This is a genomic window from Bacillus sp. FSL L8-0193 (genome assembly GCF_037976065.1).
Classification (GTDB): Bacteria; Bacillota; Bacilli; order Bacillales; family Bacillaceae; genus Bacillus; species Bacillus paralicheniformis.
The window spans coordinates 1601776-1622338 of sequence record NZ_CP150261.1 but is presented as its reverse complement, the minus strand read 5'-3'; the positions used below and the strand labels follow the sequence as shown (position 1 = coordinate 1622338).

Sequence of the window (20563 nt, the reverse complement as noted above, 5' to 3'; positions counted from 1 at the left end):
GTTATGGACAATAAAGGAGGTTTTGCCAATGAATTCGTTTACTGATAAACTGAGCAAATATGCGAAGCTTGTAGCCGAAGTCGGTGTAAACGTTCAAAAAGGACAGAAAGTCGTTATCAACGCGTCAACAGAAGTACGCGATTTTGCACGGCTCCTCGTCAAAAGCGCCTATCAAAGAGGGGCAAAAAACGTAACGGTCCGCTGGCAGGATGATGAGGTGACAAGGCTGAAATATGAGCTGGCCCCAGCGGAAGCCTTTGAAGAATTCCCTGAGTGGGAAGCGAAAGGTCTGGAGACGCTCGCTAAGGAAGGCGCCGCTTTTATTTCCATTGTCTCTTCAAGCCCTGATCTTTTGAAAGGCATCGATTCCAAAAAAATCGCGGCCCAGCAAAAAGCCGCCGGAAAGGCGATGCATACATACAGGCAAATGATTCAATCGGATAAAGTCAGCTGGACTGTCGTCGCAGCACCTTCACCGGCCTGGGCCAAAAAAGTATTCCCTGACGCAGATGAAAAGACAGCGATGCAAAAGCTGTGGAATGAGATCTTCAAAACGACCCGCGTCGACCGTGAAGATCCTGTCCAGGCGTGGAAAGACCACGATCAAACTTTGCGCGATAAAGTAAGCGTCTTAAACGACAAGCATTACCAAGCCCTTCATTACCAAGCAAAAGGAACAGATTTGACGATCGAGCTTCCTGAGAAGCACCTGTGGGTCGGCGCCGGAAGCACTAACGAAAACGGCATCGAGTTCATGGCCAATATGCCGACAGAAGAAGTATTCACCGCTCCGAAAAAAGACGGAGTGAACGGCACTGTTTCAAGCACAAAGCCGTTAAGCTACGGCGGCAATCTGATCGACGGCTTTCAGCTGACATTTGAAAACGGACGGATCACCGATGTCAAAGCTGAACAAGGTGAAGAGATTTTAAAAGAGCTGATCGAAACGGATGAGGGTTCACACTACTTAGGCGAAATTGCGCTCGTTGCCCACGATTCGCCGATTTCCAAGTCCAATATTCTGTTTTACAACACGCTGTTTGACGAAAACGCCTCAAACCACCTCGCAATCGGCAGTGCGTACGCATTCAACATCGAAGGCGGAAAGCAGATGTCGCGCGAAGAGCTGGCGAAAGAAGGATTAAACGAAAGCATTACACATGTTGACTTCATGATCGGTTCAGGAGAAATGAATATAGACGGAATCACAGCAGACGGAAAAAGAGAGCCGATTTTCAGAAACGGCAACTGGGCGATCTAAAGCCTTCCGCACAAAAGGACCTCAGAAGTTTTCTGAGGTCCTTTTATATCATTTCCGCATGCTGCCAGCCTTTCTAACTTCCGTACATAGATGGAGCTATAAAGCCGTCCAATGCCCTGCCTCCTCATGATTTGGGCAAACTGCTTAAATGTTCATGCTTCAGCTTCCAGCTTCCTGACTCGTCCTTTACAAATACGTTTGTCGCACGGCCTGCCCCTTGAACCGGTTCACCCCTAAAAAACCCTTTCCATTCGTATGTATAAAGACAGACGGCCTGTTCGTCCGTTTCCGTGATCCAACTGATATGACTGGCGCTGTATACTTCGTTTTCGATTTGCTTCCAGGCGTTTTCAAAATAACGCTGAATTTCCTTAACGCCCGAGCACGTTTCATCCGAGAACCAGTACACAGCGTCGGGATGAAGGAGCTTTTTGACATTCTCAAACTCATGTGTGTTTGTTGCTTGAATATATTGCTCAAGAGCCTTGCGGCATGACACGGCAACCATCTCCCTTTTTATAAAAAAACCCGCTTTTTAAGGCGGGTTTTCTATCATTACGCGTAAAGTTCAGCAAGCTTGTCCTGAACCGCTTTGTCTTCCAAAAATTCATCATAGCTCATCTGTTTATCGACGATTCCGTTTGGCGTGATTTCGATGATCCGGTTGGCAATTGTTTGGACAAACTGATGGTCATGAGATGTAAACAGCATAGCGCCTTTAAAGCTGATTAAACCGTTATTCAGCGCTGTAATGGATTCGAGATCCAAATGGTTGGTCGGCTCATCAAGCATCAGCACATTGGCGCCGGACAGCATCATTTTGGACAGCATGCAGCGGACTTTCTCTCCCCCTGACAAAACGCTTGCTTTTTTCAGCACTTCTTCCCCGGAGAACAGCATCCGGCCCAAAAATCCGCGCAGGAAGCTTTCGCTTTGGTCATGCGGCGAAAATTGGCGGAGCCAGTCGACAAGGTTTAAATCGCTGTTTTCAAAATACTCGCTGTTGTCTTTCGGGAAAAACGCCTGGGATGTTGTGACGCCCCATTTAAACGATCCGCTGTCAGGCTCCATTTCCCCGGCAAGGATTTTAAAGAGCACAGTAGCGGCAAGCTCATTCCGGCCTGTAAAGGCGATTTTATCTTCTTTATTCATCATAAAGCTGACCGAGTCAAGCACCTTGACACCGTCAATCGTTTTCGACAGGTCTGTGACAACAAGCACATCGTTTCCAATTTCGCGTTCAGGTGTGAAATGTACGTACGGATACTTGCGCGATGACGGCTTAATATCGTCAAGCGTAATTTTTTCAAGCAGTTTTTTTCTTGATGTCGCCTGCTTCGATTTTGAGGCGTTGGCGCTGAATCTGGCAACGAACTCCTGGAGCTGTTTGATCTGCTCTTCTTTTTTCTTATTGGCTTCCTGATTCATTTTAAGCGCAAGCTGGCTTGATTCATACCAGAAATCATAGTTTCCGACATAAATTTGAATTTTGTTAAAATCCAGGTCGGCGATATGCGTACATACTTTATTCAAAAAGTGGCGGTCATGCGATACGACGATAACCGTATTCTCAAAATTGATTAAAAACTCTTCAAGCCACTGGATCGCCTGAATATCCAAGTGGTTGGTCGGCTCATCGAGAAGAAGGACGTCAGGCTTTCCGAACAGGGCCTGTGCAAGGAGGACCTTCACCTTTTCGGAACCGCCCAAATCCGCCATTTTCTTCGTATGCAGTTCTTCAGCAATGCCGAGGCCTTTTAACAAAATCGCAGCTTCCCCTTCGGCTTCCCAGCCGTTCAGCTCGGCGAATTCGCCCTCAAGCTCTGCGGCGCGGATTCCGTCTTCATCTGAAAAATCGGGTTTCATGTAAATCGCGTCTTTTTCCTGCATGACTTCATAAAGGCGTTTATGCCCCATGATCACGACTTTCAGCACTTCATGCTCTTCATACTCAAAGTGGTTCTGCTTCAGGACGGCAAGGCGTTCGCCCGGGCTCATATGAACCTCGCCCGTCTGAGGCTCGATTTCACCTGATAATATTTTCAAAAAAGTGGACTTTCCGGCGCCGTTTGCTCCGATCAATCCGTAGCAGTTACCCGGCGTAAACTTAATATTTACATCTTCAAACAGCTTCCGGTCCGCAAACCGCAAGCTGACATTTTGAACAGCTATCATTTAAAATCCTCCATCTATACTTCATTAAAAAGAGTATAACACGAAAATTCCGCAAGAGAAATGCTTTGCTTTTTTACGATAAAGTTTTAAAGAAAAATATATCAAAAAAACACTTGTTCACACTTTCTTTGTGACAATATGTTACAATTATTGAAGAATGGGGGAAGGAATAATGAAATTAAAAGATGATCCTGATATCATCAGGTGGATCAATTCAAGGCCGCGCCAAGCGCTTTTCGTGTCAGTGGCCATGGTGATTTCTACGATGTCTATCGGGCTTTTCAAAGGGTTTGATATGTGGACCTCGGACTTTTTGATATTTTCCTGTCTGCTGATCGGCTTCGGCCTCCTTGTGGGATGGCTGCAAAAGATATATTATAAAAAGGTGATATTTGAAGAAAACTCGGATCGTTAGACGGAGGAAGACATGAAGCTTATCACTTTGACGGAATACTGCATGTTTATTTTTTTCGCAGGGGTTTATCTTGCCGTAACCGGCTTTACAGCACGGGATGTGGGCCTTTACATCGGGATTGCCATGATTTACGTGTTCGTTCATATCGCGGCGAAACGAATGCTGTCAAAAAGGGGAAAAGAAGCCGCGGAAATCAGAATCTTATACAGCGTTCTTCTGATTATGGCCTCTGTGTTCGTTACCGTACTGTTTATCGCAGTACTGGCATCATTATCCGCATAAATCAAGCAAAAATGCCTGATTGTCCAAATGGACATCAGGCATTTTTCAGTCTGTTTTTCGGATTTCGTTGAACGGGAAAAACACAAATTGTGAAGTCCCGGCCACTCGTTTTTTATCGATCAGTCCGAGTCCGTTCCGGCTGTCCATCGATCTCTGGCGATTGTCTCCCATCACGAAATACTTGCCTTCCGGAACCTTCACAGGGCCGAAATCGCCCGTCAGTTTGACGCCGACTGCTTCCGCCTCTTTTCTGTTTTCCGAAAGATACGGCTCAGACACCTTTTTCCCGTTTATGTACAGCGTGTCGTCTTTCATTTGCACGGTATCTCCCGGCAGGCCGATCAAGCGCTTCACATAATGGACATTTTTTTCATCGCCGTCGATAATGACGATATCTCCCCGCTTAAATTCGCCTACGTATTTAACCGTTTTATAGACGAACAGCCGCTCTCCGTCGTGCAGCGTCGGATCCATTGATGTACCTTCGACTAAATACGGTTCGAATAAAAATGCCCTGATCAATAACGCCAGAACGACTGCGATAATAATGGCTTTTACCCATTCAAAGAGAGAGTTTTTATTTTGGGTGGATTTTTCTTCAGTCAAAACGCTTCCTCCTAAAAACAGTCTGTCACAGCATACATGCAAAATAAAGCTTTCCTATACTTTATCACAAGTTCCTGCCGAATACATAATTCCCGCGTTCACTTCCGGCAAAAACGGTAAAAAAGAAAGTGCCACACAGGGATTACTGTGGCACTTTCAGCACTTATTTTTCAGTTGGAACCGGCTTTTTCAAGATGCCGAGAATGAGAGCCGTCACAACCGCACCAATCAAGATACTGAGGAGATACAGCAGCGCATGGTTCGTCGTAAAGAAGAGAACGAATATTCCGCCATGCGGCGCTTGCAGTGTGACATGGAAAAATTGAGATAAACCTCCGGCAACTGCTGATCCGATGATAGAAGCAGGAATGACGCGCGCCGGATCGGCTGCCGCAAAAGGAATCGCACCTTCAGTAATAAATGACAAGCCCATCACGTAGTTGGTAATTCCGGCTTCGCGATCCCGTTTTGAAAATTTATTTTTAAAGAAAGTCGTTGCAAGGGCAATTCCAAGCGGAGGCACCATACCGCCCGCCATGATCGCTGCGTGAGGTCCAAAGTTTCCAGCTTCAATCATCGCGATACCAAATGTGAAGGCCGCTTTGTTGATCGGACCGCCCATATCAATCGCCATCATACCGCCTAAAACAATACCCATTACAACAAGGTTTCCTGTTCCAAGACCTTCAAGCCAATGTGTCATGCCATCCATAATATACTTGACAGGCGTATTGACAACATAATGCATGATGATTCCGGTCAAGAATATTCCAAACAACGGATAAAGAAGGACAGGTTTTAATCCGTCAAGCACTTGCGGCAGACCAGCGAACACTTTTTTCAATAGGACAACAATATAACCAGCCAAGAAACCGGCAATCAGTCCGCCTAAGAAACCGGCGCCGGCTTGCGTCGCCATGAAACCTCCGACCATACCAGGCGCAAACCCCGGACGATCCGCGATGCTCATCGCGATAAATCCTGCCAATACAGCGACAATTAATCCAAGTGCTTGAGTTCCGCCTATAGTATTTAATACAGCTGCAAACTCATTATAAGTGGGATCTCCCGGTTTGGTCGCGTTAATTCCCCAGAAGAATGAAACCGCAACTAAGATCCCGCCCCCGACGACGAATGGCAGCATGTTGCTGACACCGCTCATCAAGTGTTTGTAGAAACCGCCGCCTTTTCCTTTGGCAGCTCCGTCTTCAGAAGCAGATGCAGATGCACCGCCGCCTTTACCCTGATAGATAGGCGCGTCTTGTTTCAGCGCCTGCTCAATCAGCTCTTTCGGACGTCTGATTCCTGCTGTTACAGGTACTTCAATGACATGTTTGCCTTGAAAGCGATCCATTTCAACCTGTTTATCGGCGGCGACGATGATCGCAACCGCATCTTCGATTTCCTGCGCTGTCAGACCATTTTTAATACCGCTTGAACCGTTCGTTTCAACTTTGATATCAACGCCGAGCTCTTTCGCCTTTTCTTTCAAAGCATCGGCAGCCATGAACGTGTGGGCGATCCCTGTCGGACATGCTGTAACCGCAAGGATTTTTCCTTTTGCTGATGGTGCAGATGCTTCTTCGGCCTGCTCTTCTTCTTCATCATCTTTATCATGCTGATTGATGATGTCGATGATTTCGTCTTCGGATGAAGCTTCAAGCAGCTGTTTGCGAATCTCTTCCCTCATAAGCAAAGTCGATAGTCTTGACAATGCTTCCAAGTGAGTGTTATTCGCGCCGTCTGTAGCAGCGATCATGAAAACGAGATGGCTTGGCTGACCGTCAAGGGATTCATAATCGACGCCGTCTTTTGAACGGCCGAACGCGATCGCAGGCTCTTTAACGCTTGCCGTTTTCGCATGAGGGATGGCGATGCCTTCGCCGATACCGGTGGAACTTTGTTTCTCACGGTTGATCACGGCTTCTTTGTAGCCTTCTTTATCATTCAACTTGCCCGCCTGATCCAAAACGCTGACGAGTTCTTCGATAACGTTTTCTTTCTGGCTGCTCTCAAGGTTTAACTTGATCGTATGCTTCGTTAGTAGCTCTGTTATTTTCATAACCTTTCCTCCTTTAAATCGCTTTGACTTGAACTTCCGGAAGCAGCTTGTGAACGAGCTCTTCCGTTCCCAGCTCCTCTGAAAAGGCGGTTGCGCTTCCTGACGCGACACCTAAGCGAAAAGCTTCTTTGATGTCGAGCTGTTTTTCAATGCCTGCGAGAAAGCCTGCAACCACTGAATCTCCGGCGCCGACTGAGTTCACGAGCTTTCCTTTAGGTACGTTGGCATGGTAGACGCCGTCTTTTGTAAATAAAAGTGCGCCTTCCCCAGCCATGGAAACGATCGCGTTTTCGGCCCCGCGTTCAACGAGTTTCTTACCATAAGGCACCGCTTCTTCCGCTGAAGTGATGGTTGTTCCAAACATTTCACCGAGCTCGTGATGGTTCGGTTTCATTAAAAGCGGCTTCATTTCTGCTGCTTTTAGGAGTGCCTCACCCGAAATATCAACGACAACCCGGACATTTTGCTCTTCACACTTTTCTGCAATCTTTTCATAGGTGTCCTGCGGCAATGAAGAAGGAATGCTGCCAGCCAATACGACAATGTCCCCTTCTTTCATCGCTGAAAACTGGTCTAAAAAGGCCGCGAAATCTTCTTGGCTGATGACGGGCCCCTGCCCGTTGATTTCCGTCTCATCCCCGGTCTTCAATTTGACATTGATGCGCGTGTCTCCATTCACCTCATGAAAAGCCGTTTCAAGCTTCTCTTCTTCGAGAAATGATTTGATGTACCCCCCGGTAAAACCGCCGATAAAACCGAGAACTTTAGAAGGTACATGGTGTCTGTTCAGTACGCGTGAGACATTGATTCCTTTGCCTCCGGGATATTTCGTGTCATAGACTGAACGATTCAGCCCGCCTACGGAAAATTCTTCAACGTGAACAATATAGTCGACCGATGGGTTGAGAGTTACAGTGTATATCATGTTTTCACTACCTTTACGACAGTTTTTTCTTGATAGTTATCAAATGAATGTTTTGCAGATCCTGCTGTAATGATAGTTGCTTCGTCTAAACCGGCAAAGGCAGAAAATGAAATTTCCCCAAACTTGGAAACGTCAGCTAAAATAAATGCTTTTTTCGCCTGGTTGACAGCTTTTGTTTTCAAAAGCGCTTCTTCAGGATCCGGAGTCGTAAATCCCGCTTCTTTATGAATGCCATTGACGCCGATGAAGCTTTTGTCAAACCGGTATTGGCTGATGGCTGATAAAGCCGAACCGCCCACGATTGCTCCGGTTTTATACTTCACATACCCGCCTAATAAATAAAAAGTAATGCCTTTTTTACCTAATGCCTCAATGTGCATGACTCCATTTGTGACCACGATAATATCCATCTCCGGATCGATAAAATCGATCATTTGCAATGTGGTCGTTCCGGCATCAAGGTAGATACAATCGCCTTCTTCAAGAAGTGAGGCCGCTTCTTGAGCGATTTTTCTCTTTTCATGAAGGTTTTTGGATGATTTCTCTAGCATGTCAGGCTCTGTACGAATATCGGAAAGCCTCGATGCCCCTCCATGAACACGCTTTAAATATCCGCGGGCTTCCAGCGTCGACAAATCTCTTCTGATCGTTGACTCAGATGCGTTCGTTAAATTCATTAAGTACTGGATTTTCACGACATCATGCTTTTCAATCTCGTCAATAATCAACTGATGCCGTTCGGGAGTCAACACATTATCACCTCTTTTGGAAACGCCTTCATTTAGCTTACAATTACATTGTAAACGCTTTTTCGACATAACTCAACAAAAATCTTTCAAATTCATTCAATAACCATCAAAATCTTTCACATTTTAACATATTATCGTGATATGTACCGTTTGTAAACTGTATAAACTATAAAAATCCGCAAAAATATGTGACATTATTATTATCTATTCCTTCAAACACCATTCAGAAAAACCTCATGCTCGCCGCATGAGGTTTTACAATAATGCATCAGCCTAATGAACGTTCTAAAAATACTTGCCATAAGCCTAATAAATAAGACAACATCAGCATCATAATAAATATGACGAAAACACCGATCCAAGCCGCCCGTACGCTTATCGGCTGACGGCTATATGCCGCTTTACTCATACCTCAATGCATCAATCGGATGAAGGCGGGCCGCTTTATTGGCCGGGATGAGGCCAAAGATAACCCCGATCGCCATGCTGAACAGGACGCCTCCGAGGACCACCTGCCAGGAAACGAGCGGCGGCCAACCGGCAAAAAACGAAACTAGGGCGGCTCCGCCGTATCCGAGGCCGATGCCAAACACCCCGCCAATCAGCGTGATCAAAGACGATTCTATTAAAAATTGCATCAAAATCTGGCCTCTTGTTGCACCAAGCGATTTTCGAATCCCGATTTCCCTCGTCCGTTCCGTGACCGACACCAGCATAATATTCATGACGCCGATCCCGCCAACGAGTAAAGATATGCCTGCAATTGAGCCGATGAACATCGTCATAATTGTTGTAATCTGGCTGATCCCGGCCGCTATGGCCTCCATGTTCATCACTTCGTACGAGTCCGTGGTGCCGTGATTGTTGTTGACGGCCGCGGCAGCCTGCTTTCCGACGGCTTGCAGATGGTCGGCAGATTCAGCTTGAACGGAGACAGAGTCATAGTCGCTGATGCCGAAGGACGATTTTAACATTGAAAACGGAACATACATCTCATTCATCCCCAACGCAAGCAGCCCGGTTTCTTCTTTTAATACGCCGATGATTTCAACGGGCTGGCCATTGATCCATACGACGCGGCCGAGAGGCGACTGCTGAGAAAAAAGTTCCTCCGCAAGTTTCGGCGAAACGACGGCGACCCTGCTTCCGGCATTGTAATCCTCTTCTGAAAACTCTCTTCCCTTTTCGACTTCCATCGAGTTGATGCTGATATATCCGTCATTAATGCCGTTTACAGCGGCATCCGTTTTTTCATCCCGGAAACGGACATTCATAGACTCGGTAGTTTTCGCAACGACATGCTTCACGCCTTCGAGTGACTTTAAACTTCTGATGTCTTCTTCGGTGAAGCCGGCGTCTAAATAGGCGTTGGGATTGGACGTCAATTCTTCATTGCTGGGCTGATAATAGATTTCGACCGTGTTGCCGGGCCCGCTGATCGTCTGCTTGAGCATTTGCTCTCCTCCTTGCCCCGCTGCAACAACGACAATAACAGAGCCTACACCGATAATGATTCCGAGCATTGTTAAAATCGAGCGCAGTTTATGGGAAAGGATGGAACTTAACGCCATTCTCAAGTTTTCGATGAGATTCATTGCACCGTCCCCCTCCGCTCTGTTTCCGGCGAGACGATCACACCGTCCCTCACCATGATGATCCGGCTTGTATAATCTGCAATCTCCGGTTCGTGGGTGACGAGCACCACCGTCGTTCCTTCCTCATTCAATTCGGTGAATTGCTCCATGATGTCCCGGCTTGTTTTCGTATCGAGCGCTCCGGTCGGTTCATCGGCCAATATCAGCTTCGGTTCATTGACGATCGCTCTTGCGATGGCTACACGCTGTTTTTGGCCGCCGGAAAGCTCGTTCGGCAAATGGCGCATTCTGTCCTTGAGCCCGACTTTTTCAAGCGCCCGTTCGGCCCGCTCCCGCCGCTCTTTTCTTGGAATGCCGGAGTAGATCATCGGAAGCTCCACATTCTTTATGGCATTCAGTCTCGGCAGAAGCTGAAACTGCTGAAAAACAAAACCGATTAAACGGTTTCTGACGCCGGCAAGCTCCCTTTCACCATATGATGAAATATCCTCGCCGTCCAGCCTGTAAATACCCGATGTCGGGCGGTCAAGACAGCCGATAATGTTCATGATTGTCGATTTTCCAGAACCGGAAGGCCCCATGATGGACAGATATTCACCCGGCTCAATTTTCATATTGATCTCCCTGAGAACATCAATGGTTTCCCCTCCGATTTGGTAGCTTTTTTTCACGCGGGAAAGCTCAATCATTGAAGCTTCACTTCCGTTCCGCTTTTCATGTCCTCGGCCGGGTTTGCGATAACCCGGTCCTTGTTCGTCAGACCGCCGGTAATTTCAACGACGCCATCTGCTTTCTCGCCGGTTTTGACATTGATCCTTTTCGCCTTTCCGTCTCTGACGGCATACACGTATGATTGATCATCATCCTGCTTGACGGCATCTTCAGGAAGAGCCTGAATGGTTCTTTTGTCCGTCTGGATTTTGAGAATCATATTGAAGCCGGGCTTTGCTTTAGGACGCTCCCCTTTTATTTTGACTTCAAACGGATATTGAACAGCTTGTTCCTTTCCTCCCGCAGCACCTGCAGACGCCTCTTCTTCGGGAACCAATCCGACTTGAGAGATTCTGCCCCGCCACTCTTTATTTTGGATGACATCCGATGTGATGGTCACGTTCTGTCCCTTTTTCACTTTCAATGTGTCATACTCTGACAGCACACCTTTAACGACAAGCTTGTCCTCGTTACCTATATGTATAACCGGCTTTTGAATATCCGATTGCTTTAAGGCGGCTTGTTTATCAGCGGTGATCACTGTCCCGTCAATGCCGCTTTTTACTTGCAGCGCTGCAGATTTTTTCGCGAGCGTTTCCTTTTGCAGGTCGGCTTGTTTCAGCTCAAGCTGAAGCGATTTTTCTTCCATTTCAAGCTGGGACCGTTCGTCATCCATTTGCCTTTTGGCTTTTTCCGCTCCCAGCTCAGCCTTCAGCTCGTCTTCCTTGCTTTTTAGACTGCTGATTTTTCGCTTTACCTGTTCAAGCTGGAGTTCCTTCGATTGAATGGATAAAGCATTCTGTTCTTTTTCCAGGCGAATTTCTTCGTTCGTATAGGTGAAAAGCACATCTCCTTTTTTCACCTTGTCGCCTTCTTTTACTTTGATGTCGGCAATTTTCCCTTTTTCGGGTTCAAAATATTCGTATTGTTCGTTGGCAAACTTTAGGGCGCCCGGAACCATGACTTCAGAAGAAATCTCTTTCTCTTCCAATTTGACGGTTTGGACCGCTGTTTCAGCCCCTCCGCCCGTTTGCACCGAGCGGTAGAGGTTGAGTCCGATAAAAAGCGCAGCAGCCCCAACAATGATAATGCCGATCCATATTTTTTTCATTTACATTGCTCCTTCAAATGTATCGAAGAAATTCCTCGCGATTCCGCCTGTTAAAGCGAGCAAAATGGAGATCACAAATAAAATGATCACACCGGTCCAAGCCGCTTTTTTGGAGATGCCCCCAACCTTTTGGAGACCCAGTGCAACCAGTGCGAGCGACCAGATGGTGAAAATATCAAATACACCTAATACCGATTTGAGCGGCTCGTCTGCCGGGATGATGCTGCTTAAAGACGTGATGGCGATCGTGGGATCAATATTTGAATAATAGATCACAAGCACGCCTATGAATTGCCCGATAGCCGCAATAAAATATGTAAAAACAGACAGCGAAAACATGTGAACAAAATTGGTTGTTCCTCTTCCGATTTTGACAATCAGCCAATAGATTAAAGCGCTGATCAGCAAGGCAATCACAAAGCCGATGATCCCGCCGATGATCCCGCCGATGATCCCGATTCTCTTCATAGTGGCTTCAAATGTTTCATCATCTCCCGGCATTTCCGACAAATCGGTAGATAACACCGTTTTTTCGCTGAGCATATACGCGCCGGTAACCGACAATAATAAAACAATAACAAGCGGAAACCAGACAGCCGGCTTTTCTCTCATTCTCTCAAACTGTTCTCCGGGATGGGTAATCAATCCGAACAATGACGGATTTTTTACTTTTTCAGTTTCTAAATGCGTTTCCATATGTATCCCCCTTAAAAAATGAATTACCAGTTTATACGCAGAATCATCTAAAATGTTTCACCTCTGTTTTCTCAAAAAAACGCCCCGGCCGCATTTCAGAATATGCGGCCGCGGACAGTTTCAGTTTAGTTTCGCTGAAACATTTGATACTGCGCTTTCACCAGCTCATAATACATTCCACGTTTTTCGATTAATTCCTGGTGATTTCCTTCCTCTATTTTCCGGCCGTGGTCAAGAACCAGGATTTTATCCGCATCCCTTATCGTTGAAAGCCTGTGAGCGATCATAATAGCCGTTCTGCCATGGAGCAGGGTTTTCAATGCAGCCTGAATCTTGACTTCCGTTTCTGTGTCAATACTTGCGGTTGCTTCATCAAGGATCAGAATGCGAGGGTCTGCCAGGAGCGCCCTCGCGAATGAAATGAGCTGCCGCTCACCTGCCGATAATACATTGCCGCGTTCTTCCACTTCTGTGGCGTATCCATTCGGAAGCGCTGAAATAAACGAATCGGCCCCGACAGCTTTTGCTGCTTCGATCACTTCTTCATCGGCGGCATTCGGACGGCCAAAACGAATATTTTCCATAATCGTTCCGGAAAAAATAAACGTATCCTGCAGCACGATGCTGATTTGCGAACGAAGATCGGAAAGCGAGATATCGGTAATCGGTATTCCGTCCACTTTGACAGTCCCGCCTGTTGCATCGTAAAACCTGCTGATCAGATTCGCGATCGTCGTCTTCCCTGATCCTGTATGTCCGACAAGCGCGAGCGATGTTCCCGCCGGCACCTCAAATGAAATGCTGTGCAGCGCCTTGCGATTCCCGTCATAAGAAAATACCACCTGTTCAAATTCGATCCGGCCTTTTAATTCTTTAATTTTGACCGCATCTTCCTTGTCTGCGACACTCGGTTTTTCATCCAGAAATTCAAATATCCTCTCTGACGAAGCCATCCCCATCAACAGCTGGTTGTAGACTTGGCCGAGCCTTGAAATCGGCTCCCAGAACATTCCGAGATAGAAGGCGAATGAGACAAATACACCGATCGTAATCGTTTCATTGATGATTAAGCTCGTGCCGTACCAGATTAAAATAGCCGTCCCGACGGCGTTTGTCATTTCTACAAGCGGGCGGAATGTCGCATTTTTTTTCGTCGCTTCCCGCCAGGCTTCAAAGTTTTCGCTGTTGACGCCTTCAAAATACATCATATTCTCTTTTTCCTGCGTAAATGCCTGAGTGACCCGGATGCCTTGAATGCTTTCATTCAAATGGGAATTCAGTTTGGACTGCTTTAAGCGCACCTTTTGCCAGGATCGTCGGATTTTCCTTCTGAGATTGGTTGAAATGAAGAACATAACAGGCAGCGTCACCATGATGGCGATGGTCAGCTCAGGACTGAGCGAAAACAGAATGACGATAATACCGAAGAGGAGCAGGATATCCATCAATAAATTGATGACTCCGCTCGTAAATAATTCCTGCAGAGAATTGATGTCATTCATGATCCGGACAAGGATGGAACCTGCCGAACGCTCATCGAAAAAGCGATGCGACAGCCGCTGAACATGCGTAAATAAATGCTGTCTGAGATCATAAATGACATGCTGGCCAAGCTTGTTCATCCAGCGGATTCTCAACACATTGCTAACATAATTGACAAGATATAATCCACTGATGACGGAGATCAGAATCGCAAGAAGATTCATATCCCGGCCTGCGATTGCTTTGTCGAGCGCATAGACGCCGATCAAAATCGGCACCGTCAGCCGGATCGCCGCCGAGATCATGACCGTTAAAAAGGAGAGCGGCAGCAGATTTTTTCGGTAAGGCTTTAAATATTTGAGCAGCCTCCACATCTGCGCCCAGTTAAAAGGCTTTTCAATGATTTGGTCTGAAGTATAAAAAAACCGGTTCATCAATGTTTGTTTTTTCGCCTGATTTTCCATAGCAAGAGCCTCCTATCCTGCAAAATGCGGCTCATTCAACACATTTTGATCTTTATACTGCAAATCAAAAATCCGTTTGTATAAACCGTTTTCTTCCAATAATTGTTCGTGTGTTCCCCTTTCCTTAACAACACCTTTATCGAGCACAAGAATTTCGTCGGCATGCTTTAAGGATGAGATTCTGTGAGCGATGATGAACGTCGTCCGATCCCGCATCACTTCCCGCAATGCAAGCTGAATACGGTGCTCCGTTTCCATGTCAACGGCACTCGTCGAATCATCGAGGATGAGAATGCCCGGGTTCAGACAAATCGCCCTCGCAATCGCGATTCGCTGTTTTTGGCCACCGGACAGTCCGAGCCCCCTCTCGCCGAGCATCGTATCGTATTGGTTCGGAAGCTCCATGATAAAATCGTGCGCCTGAGCTCTTTTCGCGCTTTCGATGATCTCTTCCATTGATGCATCAGGATTTCCATAAGATATGTTTGATCTGATCGTTGATGAAAATAAAAACGATTCCTGCGGGACGACGCCGATATTGGAGCGCAGCATTTTTAATGAGTAGTGTTCAAGCGGCTTGCCGTCGATCATGATCCGGCCGGATGTCGGCTCATAAAAGCGGCTCAGCAGTTGAATGATACTGCTCTTTCCTGACCCCGTCGCACCGATTAACCCGATCGTTTTGCCGCGCTCGGCTTGAAAAGACACTCCATGCAGTGCTTCAGCGTTTTCTTTTGTATATTGAAGGGAAACATCGCTGAATACGACATCGCCGTTCAGTCTGCCGTTTTTCACCGCATGTCCGCTGTCGGTGATTTCCTCTTTGGCATCAAGAATTTCCAGCAGCCGCTCTCCTGATGCTTTCGCTTGTGAAAACAGGTTGATGACATAACCGAGGTTCATGATCGGCCACATTAAGTAATTGACAAGACTGAAAAAAGCGACAAGCTCCCCCGGTTTTAAGCTGTTTTGCATCACGAGCCAGCCGCCGAACGACAACAGGGCAACGAGGCAAATATTGCCGATAAACTCCATCAGCGGAAAGAATTTAGACATGATAAACGAAGCGTTTAAGTTTTTATTTCGAAAATGGTCATTTGAATGAGTAAAGTTTTGAATCTCAAAATCTTCTTTTGATAAAGATTTAACGGTATTCATGCCGCTGATATTTTCCTGAACTTTCGTATTTAAACGGGCGAAAGATTTTCTTATGTTCCGAAAAGCCGGATGCACTTTTTTATCAAACCTGTAGACAACCGCTCCTAAAAACGGCAGAGAAGCAATCGTTACCAGAGTCAGCGGCACAGAATAAGAAAACATGACAGACAGACTGAAGGTGACAAGCAGGATAAAGCGAATCGCCTCAGCAAAACCGAAAGATAAAAAGAATCTGATGCCTTCGACGTCAGCCGTAAGCCTCGACATTAAATCTCCCGTTTTAGCGCTGTCATAATACTTGAACGGCAGACGCTGCAACTTCGAATACAGCTCTTTTCTTAACCGGTAGACCGAGCGGATTCCGAACATATCTCCAAGATACTGATGAAAAAAAGTAGCTGCGCCCTTCGCCGCCATGACAGCAATGAACCCGAGGCTGATCCATATGACCAAACCGTACCTTCCGCCGAGAATCACTTCATCAATTGTCATTTGCAGAATAATCGGGTAAACAACAGTGATCGCCGTCATCAGAAGCATCGACACAAGCGACCACAAGAACATTCTTTTATAAGGCCAATAAAAATCTTTTAGTTTTTTAAGGGACTCCATTTGCACCAGCACCTTTCCAATTCATGTAAAACAAGGACACATCATCTAATATATCGGTTTGCGAAATAAAATTCCACCGATTTTACAAAATTCAGACTTATTATGGAGTTTTCCTCCTTCTTCCGCTTGAAATAAATCTTTTTTAAAATGTGACAGTCAATAAAAAATAGTTTCTTGTTGGCAAAGGAAATTTTTTGATGAATGAAGGAAGATGATGTAAAATAATAGAAAATGTTATCAAATTATGAATGACGGAGTTGATTGCAATGGCGAAAAGAGAGGCTTTAAAAAAACAGCTTCTCCTCTTAGGTGAATTGGAACAAAAAATCTGGAAGGACTTCCGGAAAGAACGCGAAGGGATTTACGCAAGGTTAGGAGAACTTGACAGACAAATCCAGCGACATAGACGTTCCACTAAAGAGTATTATGCAGCACATTGCGTAGACATTATTAAACAGCAAAAAGGAAAAATTGTAACGACAAAAGAACTGAAAATGAAACTGAAAGAAAGAACCAATTTTAACGTTCACCGTATTAGTGAGCTTTATGACTTGATTCAAAAATTAGAACCAAACATTTCGAAAGAACGGCGCGGCTGTTTTATTTATCTGGAAAACGGTTCGAAAAAAAACGTCGGTCGGTAACAGGCTCTATGCCTGAACCGACCGACGTTCTCAACCTCCGCTGACCGGGGGAATAAGAGCAACCGTATCTCCAGACTTAACCTCACTGTTTCCTCTTCTGTACACTTCGTTGACAGCGATCATCGCTCGGTCCGTCCCCTGAAGATTGTAAGTTTCTTTTAAAAACTGTCTGATGTCGTCTGTTGTCGTTTTTTCTTCATTTATATCAACGCTCTGCGCACCCGCTTGTTCGGCAAGCTGGGCAAACAGTAAAATTTTAATCAAAGGTCAGCACCTCTTTTTCTGTCGGAAGCCGCTGCTTCCAAATCTGGTTTCCCTTCCGGGTATTCAGTTGTCTCAAGCTGGTCGCCGATCCAAGTCTCGCCGTCCTCCCAATGTTCTTTTTTCCAAATCGGCACAATTTGCTTTATCCTTTCGATCGCATATTCGTTCGCTTCATATGCCGCTTTCCGGTGAGGTGACGACACCGCGATCACCACGGCCGCGTCGGAGATGTCCAGCCTGCCGATGCGATGGGTAATCGCTGCAGCTGTACCAGGCCATTTTTCATTGATTTCTTTCCCGATCTGAGCAAGCATGCTGACCGCCATTGGAACATATGCTTCATATTCGAGATAGAGTGTCTTTTTTCCATTTGTCCATTCTCTCACTGTTCCAATAAACGTCGTGATGGCACCGGCTTCCCTTTTTTCAACTTTTTTGACGATATCTTCGATGACAATCGGCTCTTTTGTTATAACAAATCGTTCAGACAAACGCCTTCCTCCTTTAGATGATTCAGAATAAAAGCCACGGCGCTCGGGTCTTCAATATGAAAGGATGGAACATCCGTTTTCGGCTCGCTCTTTTGATAAATGACGGCGATGATGCCGTCCAATTCCTCCAAGAGCTGACAGTCCGCTTCGTTTCTGACCATGACAACTTTTTGATATGGCGCATGTTTAAATCCTTCGATGAGAAGACACTGAACCGCTAAAACTCCATAAGCGGCAATCAGTTGATCAAGCGTCCACTCGCCGCGCGCCCTCAGCTGAAAAACGCCTGCTCCTTCGACGCCGGACGCAGCCGCTCCAGCCCGAAAAAAGCGGTCGGAATCCTTTCCCTCGGCGAAAACATCCGGTTCTCCTCCATGTCCGTGGTGTTTCAGGCAGCCAATCTTGACTCCGAGCTGACCGAGCTTTTCCGCTAGTTTTTCAACGAACGTCGTTTTGCCGCTGTTTTGGTACCCTACGATCTGGAGGATTGGAAAATGTGCGGCCACAGCTCTTCACTTCCGTTCTCATCCCGGTATAACAGAACATGCACTCTTGCCCCGGCCTCATAGCCTCTCGTTCCGCCCGGCAAAACCATCAGCGCATTGGCATCTGCCAGCGACGTGACGGCGCTTGATTTATCCAGGCCGACAGGCTCCGCATGAAGCGCCCCGTCTTTAATGGATACAAACGAGCGGACAAATCTTGTAAACGGATTAGGCTTTGGAAAATCCTTGCTTAAAACCGCTTCTGCACATAAAGAATACGGCTTTTGATGATGCAGCCAGGTGTGGAGGGACGGCTTGACAAACAGCTCAAATCCAACGAAGCAGGCTGACGGGTTCCCGGAGAGCCCAAACAGCAATTTGCCGTTTAATTGAGCAACAGTCGTTACACTTCCCGGACGCATGGCCACTTTATTAAACAGGACCTCGGCCCCGAGCTTTTCGTAAATTGCCGGCAGAAAATCAAAGTCCCCTACGGACACCCCTCCGGTCGTAATCAGAAAATCCACCTTGTCCAAAGCTTTTTCCACCGCTGCAAAGCTTTCGTCAAATCGATCAGAAATCTTCCCTAAATAAAGGGGGGTTCCGCCTGCTTCTTCAACCTGGGCGGCCACCATGCCTGCATTGCTGTTGCGGATTTTTCCGGGAACGAGGGGATCGCTGACATTCAGGAGCTCCGTTCCGGTGGCAATGATGCCTACCACAGGCTTTTTGACTGCAGGTACCGCTGCATATCCGAATGTTGCAAGCAAAGCGACGACACCCGGTGTGATCCGGGTTCCTTTCTTCACAAGCACTGATCCTTTTCTCGCATCTTCTCCGGTTTTTGAAATATTTTCTCCCGGCTCCAATGAGCGTTTTAACACCATATAGTTTTTACCGTCTTCTGAGTAGGTTTTCGTCAGCTCAAGCATGACTACCGCATCAGCGCCCTCCGGAATCTGCGCTCCGGTCATAATTCTGACAGCTTGAAAAGGACCGAGCGTTTTACCTGACACGGCTCCGGCTCCAATGTGATCAACCACCTCGAATTGCAGCGGATTTTCCCGTGAAGCACCGGCGGTATCGCAAGCTCGGACAGCAAAGCCGTCGTACGGCGAACGGTCAAAAGCGGGCACGTCGTGATCAGCCTTTACATCTTCGGCTAAAAATCTATGGAGACTCTCCTCAAGGTGGATCCACTCTGTATCTCCCTGCTTCCAGTGCCGAGAGACACGCGCAGCGGCTTCAAAAACTGGAATGGGCGTTCTTTTTTCAATCATTAAAAAAACCTCCTGTTGTTACATTCCGATGACTCTCGCCAATATGGAGTTGGCTTCTTTTATATCATTTGTGCCGTGAACAAGGGCTCTTCCATCGTTAAATATGACGATTCTGAATGTCTCGTATTGTACATGCAGCAAATAATCATTCGCATCCACTTTTCCGATGCCCGAAAGTTTTTTCATGAGTTCCTCTTTAGGCAGACGTTTTAACATATCGCTGCGAATTTGGACGGTCTCTCTTCCGCACAGAACGTCGGCTTTTTTTTGGCTCATGTTGCTGAGGAAAGGAAAAACCGGCGTTTCTCCGCACGAAGGACATGTCTCATTGCGGCCGATCTCCATTCGAAAGTGGGTGTTCGCCCATAAATCAAACGTGACAAAAGCGGTTTCAAGCGCATCTTGGTTGTCCGTTAAGATTTTTAGAATTTCAGCTTGCTGATAAGCCGACACCATTTGAACGGCCGGCGAAATAATCCCCGACGTGTCGCATGTAGCCCCGCCAATCGGAACATCTTCAAACAGGCAGGCAAGGCACGGCGTTTTTTTAGGAATAATCGTCATATACATGCCCTGACTGCTGACACAAGCGCCGTAAACCCACGGAGTGCCCGTCTCTTGGGCAAGGTCATTGATGATCATGCGGGTCTCAAAGTTATCCGTTGCATCGATGACAGCATCCGCTTCTTTGATCAGCGGTCTGAGTGTTTCCACGGTGCCGTCGGCAACATATGTACGAAGCTCAACATCGCGATTGATCTGGGAAAGACGTTCTTTTGCGGCTGCCGCTTTCGGAAGCCTTTCCTCCGCGTCTTTCTCTGTATAGAGCTGCTGCCTTTGCAGGTTGCTCCATTCCACATAATCGCGGTCTATAATAGACAGTGTACCGATGCCTGCGCGCACAAGCCCCTCGGCAGCCGACGTGCCGAGCGCCCCGGCTCCGACGATCAAAACATGGCTCTGCCTGATTCTGTCCTGACCCGCCTGTCCGATGTTTTGATATCTGATTTGTCTTGAATACCGTTCATGCATCAGGATGATCCCCTTTACTTCCTTTTCTATATCATATCATTTTTCCGTCCGCTGTTTTTTGAA

General features: G+C 46.7%; 21 protein-coding genes. 4 read left to right on the top strand and 17 right to left on the bottom strand.

What is annotated here, in order from left to right; translation table 11 throughout:
* The first annotated feature begins 28 nt into the window (after nucleotides 1-28).
* Entirely contained in the window at nucleotides 29-1261 is a 1233-nt protein-coding gene (locus tag MHH76_RS08185) for an aminopeptidase (protein ID WP_020451233.1), read from the top strand.
* 124 nt (nucleotides 1262-1385) lie between these two features.
* Here the strand turns inward: MHH76_RS08185 and MHH76_RS08180 are convergent, their stop codons facing one another.
* Entirely contained in the window at nucleotides 1386-1760 is a 375-nt protein-coding gene (locus MHH76_RS08180; protein ID WP_020451232.1) for a nuclear transport factor 2 family protein, read from the bottom strand.
* Between the two features lie 56 nt (nucleotides 1761-1816).
* The gene (locus MHH76_RS08175; RefSeq protein ID WP_020451231.1) at nucleotides 1817-3436 is read right to left on the bottom strand and encodes an ATP-binding cassette domain-containing protein; all 1620 of its coding nucleotides are present in this window, start codon (nucleotides 3434-3436) and stop codon (nucleotides 1817-1819) included.
* Between the two features lie 172 nt (nucleotides 3437-3608).
* Between MHH76_RS08175 and MHH76_RS08170 the strand changes: the two genes are divergently transcribed.
* The gene (locus tag MHH76_RS08170) at nucleotides 3609-3851 is read left to right on the top strand and encodes a hypothetical protein (protein WP_020451230.1); all 243 of its coding nucleotides are present in this window, start codon (nucleotides 3609-3611) and stop codon (nucleotides 3849-3851) included.
* A 12-nt stretch (nucleotides 3852-3863) separates the two neighbouring features.
* Nucleotides 3864-4133 carry a hypothetical protein gene (locus MHH76_RS08165; RefSeq protein WP_020451229.1) on the top strand — a complete coding sequence of 90 codons (270 nt, stop codon included), beginning with the start codon at nucleotides 3864-3866 and terminating at the stop codon, nucleotides 4131-4133.
* A 45-nt stretch (nucleotides 4134-4178) separates the two neighbouring features.
* On the opposite strand, the gene lepB is transcribed toward MHH76_RS08165, so the two are convergent.
* The 10 genes from lepB to MHH76_RS08115 form a co-directional block, all read right to left on the bottom strand.
* Nucleotides 4179-4739 (bottom strand): signal peptidase I, encoded by a 561-nt coding sequence (gene lepB, locus MHH76_RS08160; protein WP_020451228.1) that lies wholly within the window; start codon nucleotides 4737-4739, stop codon nucleotides 4179-4181.
* A gap of 163 nt (nucleotides 4740-4902) precedes the next feature.
* A complete protein-coding gene (locus MHH76_RS08155) occupies nucleotides 4903-6801 on the bottom strand; it encodes a PTS fructose transporter subunit IIABC (RefSeq protein WP_020451227.1) in 1899 nt (632 codons plus the stop codon).
* Nucleotides 6802-6814: 13 nt separating this feature from the next.
* Nucleotides 6815-7726 carry a 1-phosphofructokinase gene (gene pfkB / locus MHH76_RS08150; RefSeq protein ID WP_020451226.1) on the bottom strand — a complete coding sequence of 304 codons (912 nt, stop codon included), beginning with the start codon at nucleotides 7724-7726 and terminating at the stop codon, nucleotides 6815-6817.
* Nucleotides 7723-8478, bottom strand: coding sequence for a DeoR/GlpR family DNA-binding transcription regulator (locus tag MHH76_RS08145; protein WP_020451225.1), 756 nt, complete (start codon nucleotides 8476-8478; stop codon nucleotides 7723-7725). The genes pfkB and MHH76_RS08145 overlap by 4 nt, the downstream gene beginning before the upstream one ends.
* Nucleotides 8479-8876: 398 nt before the next feature.
* Nucleotides 8877-10070: an ABC transporter permease gene (locus tag MHH76_RS08140; RefSeq protein ID WP_020451223.1), complete on the bottom strand. Its 1194-nt coding sequence runs from the start codon at nucleotides 10068-10070 to the stop codon at nucleotides 8877-8879.
* Nucleotides 10067-10759: an ABC transporter ATP-binding protein gene (locus MHH76_RS08135; RefSeq protein ID WP_020451222.1), complete on the bottom strand. Its 693-nt coding sequence runs from the start codon at nucleotides 10757-10759 to the stop codon at nucleotides 10067-10069. Before MHH76_RS08135 ends, MHH76_RS08140 begins: the two co-directional genes overlap by 4 nt.
* Nucleotides 10756-11892, bottom strand: coding sequence for an efflux RND transporter periplasmic adaptor subunit (locus tag MHH76_RS08130; RefSeq protein WP_020451221.1), 1137 nt, complete (start codon nucleotides 11890-11892; stop codon nucleotides 10756-10758). The genes MHH76_RS08135 and MHH76_RS08130 overlap by 4 nt, the downstream gene beginning before the upstream one ends.
* Complete coding sequence (locus tag MHH76_RS08125) at nucleotides 11893-12588, bottom strand: Yip1 family protein (protein WP_043054305.1); 696 nt, start codon at nucleotides 12586-12588, stop codon at nucleotides 11893-11895. It lies immediately after the preceding gene.
* A 125-nt stretch (nucleotides 12589-12713) separates the two neighbouring features.
* Nucleotides 12714-14534 carry an ABC transporter ATP-binding protein gene (locus MHH76_RS08120; protein ID WP_020451219.1) on the bottom strand — a complete coding sequence of 607 codons (1821 nt, stop codon included), beginning with the start codon at nucleotides 14532-14534 and terminating at the stop codon, nucleotides 12714-12716.
* 12 nt (nucleotides 14535-14546) lie between these two features.
* Nucleotides 14547-16304: an ABC transporter ATP-binding protein gene (locus MHH76_RS08115; protein WP_020451218.1), complete on the bottom strand. Its 1758-nt coding sequence runs from the start codon at nucleotides 16302-16304 to the stop codon at nucleotides 14547-14549.
* 266 nt (nucleotides 16305-16570) lie between these two features.
* Between MHH76_RS08115 and MHH76_RS08110 the strand changes: the two genes are divergently transcribed.
* Nucleotides 16571-16948: a hypothetical protein gene (locus tag MHH76_RS08110; RefSeq protein WP_020451217.1), complete on the top strand. Its 378-nt coding sequence runs from the start codon at nucleotides 16571-16573 to the stop codon at nucleotides 16946-16948.
* 30 nt (nucleotides 16949-16978) lie between these two features.
* Here MHH76_RS08110 and moaD read toward each other — a convergent pair whose 3' ends face one another.
* The 5 genes from moaD to MHH76_RS08085 are packed head-to-tail and all read right to left on the bottom strand — an operon-like array spanning nucleotide 16979 to nucleotide 20500.
* Nucleotides 16979-17212 carry a molybdopterin converting factor subunit 1 gene (gene moaD, locus MHH76_RS08105; protein WP_020451216.1) on the bottom strand — a complete coding sequence of 78 codons (234 nt, stop codon included), beginning with the start codon at nucleotides 17210-17212 and terminating at the stop codon, nucleotides 16979-16981.
* Entirely contained in the window at nucleotides 17209-17703 is a 495-nt protein-coding gene (locus tag MHH76_RS08100; RefSeq protein ID WP_020451215.1) for a molybdenum cofactor biosynthesis protein MoaE, read from the bottom strand. The genes moaD and MHH76_RS08100 overlap by 4 nt, the downstream gene beginning before the upstream one ends.
* Entirely contained in the window at nucleotides 17682-18209 is a 528-nt protein-coding gene (mobB, locus tag MHH76_RS08095) for a molybdopterin-guanine dinucleotide biosynthesis protein B (RefSeq protein WP_020451214.1), read from the bottom strand. The genes MHH76_RS08100 and mobB overlap by 22 nt, the downstream gene beginning before the upstream one ends.
* Entirely contained in the window at nucleotides 18176-19468 is a 1293-nt protein-coding gene (gene glp, locus MHH76_RS08090) for a gephyrin-like molybdotransferase Glp (RefSeq protein WP_020451213.1), read from the bottom strand. The genes mobB and glp overlap by 34 nt, the downstream gene beginning before the upstream one ends.
* An 18-nt stretch (nucleotides 19469-19486) precedes the next feature.
* Nucleotides 19487-20500 (bottom strand): molybdopterin-synthase adenylyltransferase MoeB, encoded by a 1014-nt coding sequence (locus MHH76_RS08085; RefSeq protein WP_026579783.1) that lies wholly within the window; start codon nucleotides 20498-20500, stop codon nucleotides 19487-19489.
* Nucleotides 20501-20563: the final 63 nt, after the last annotated feature.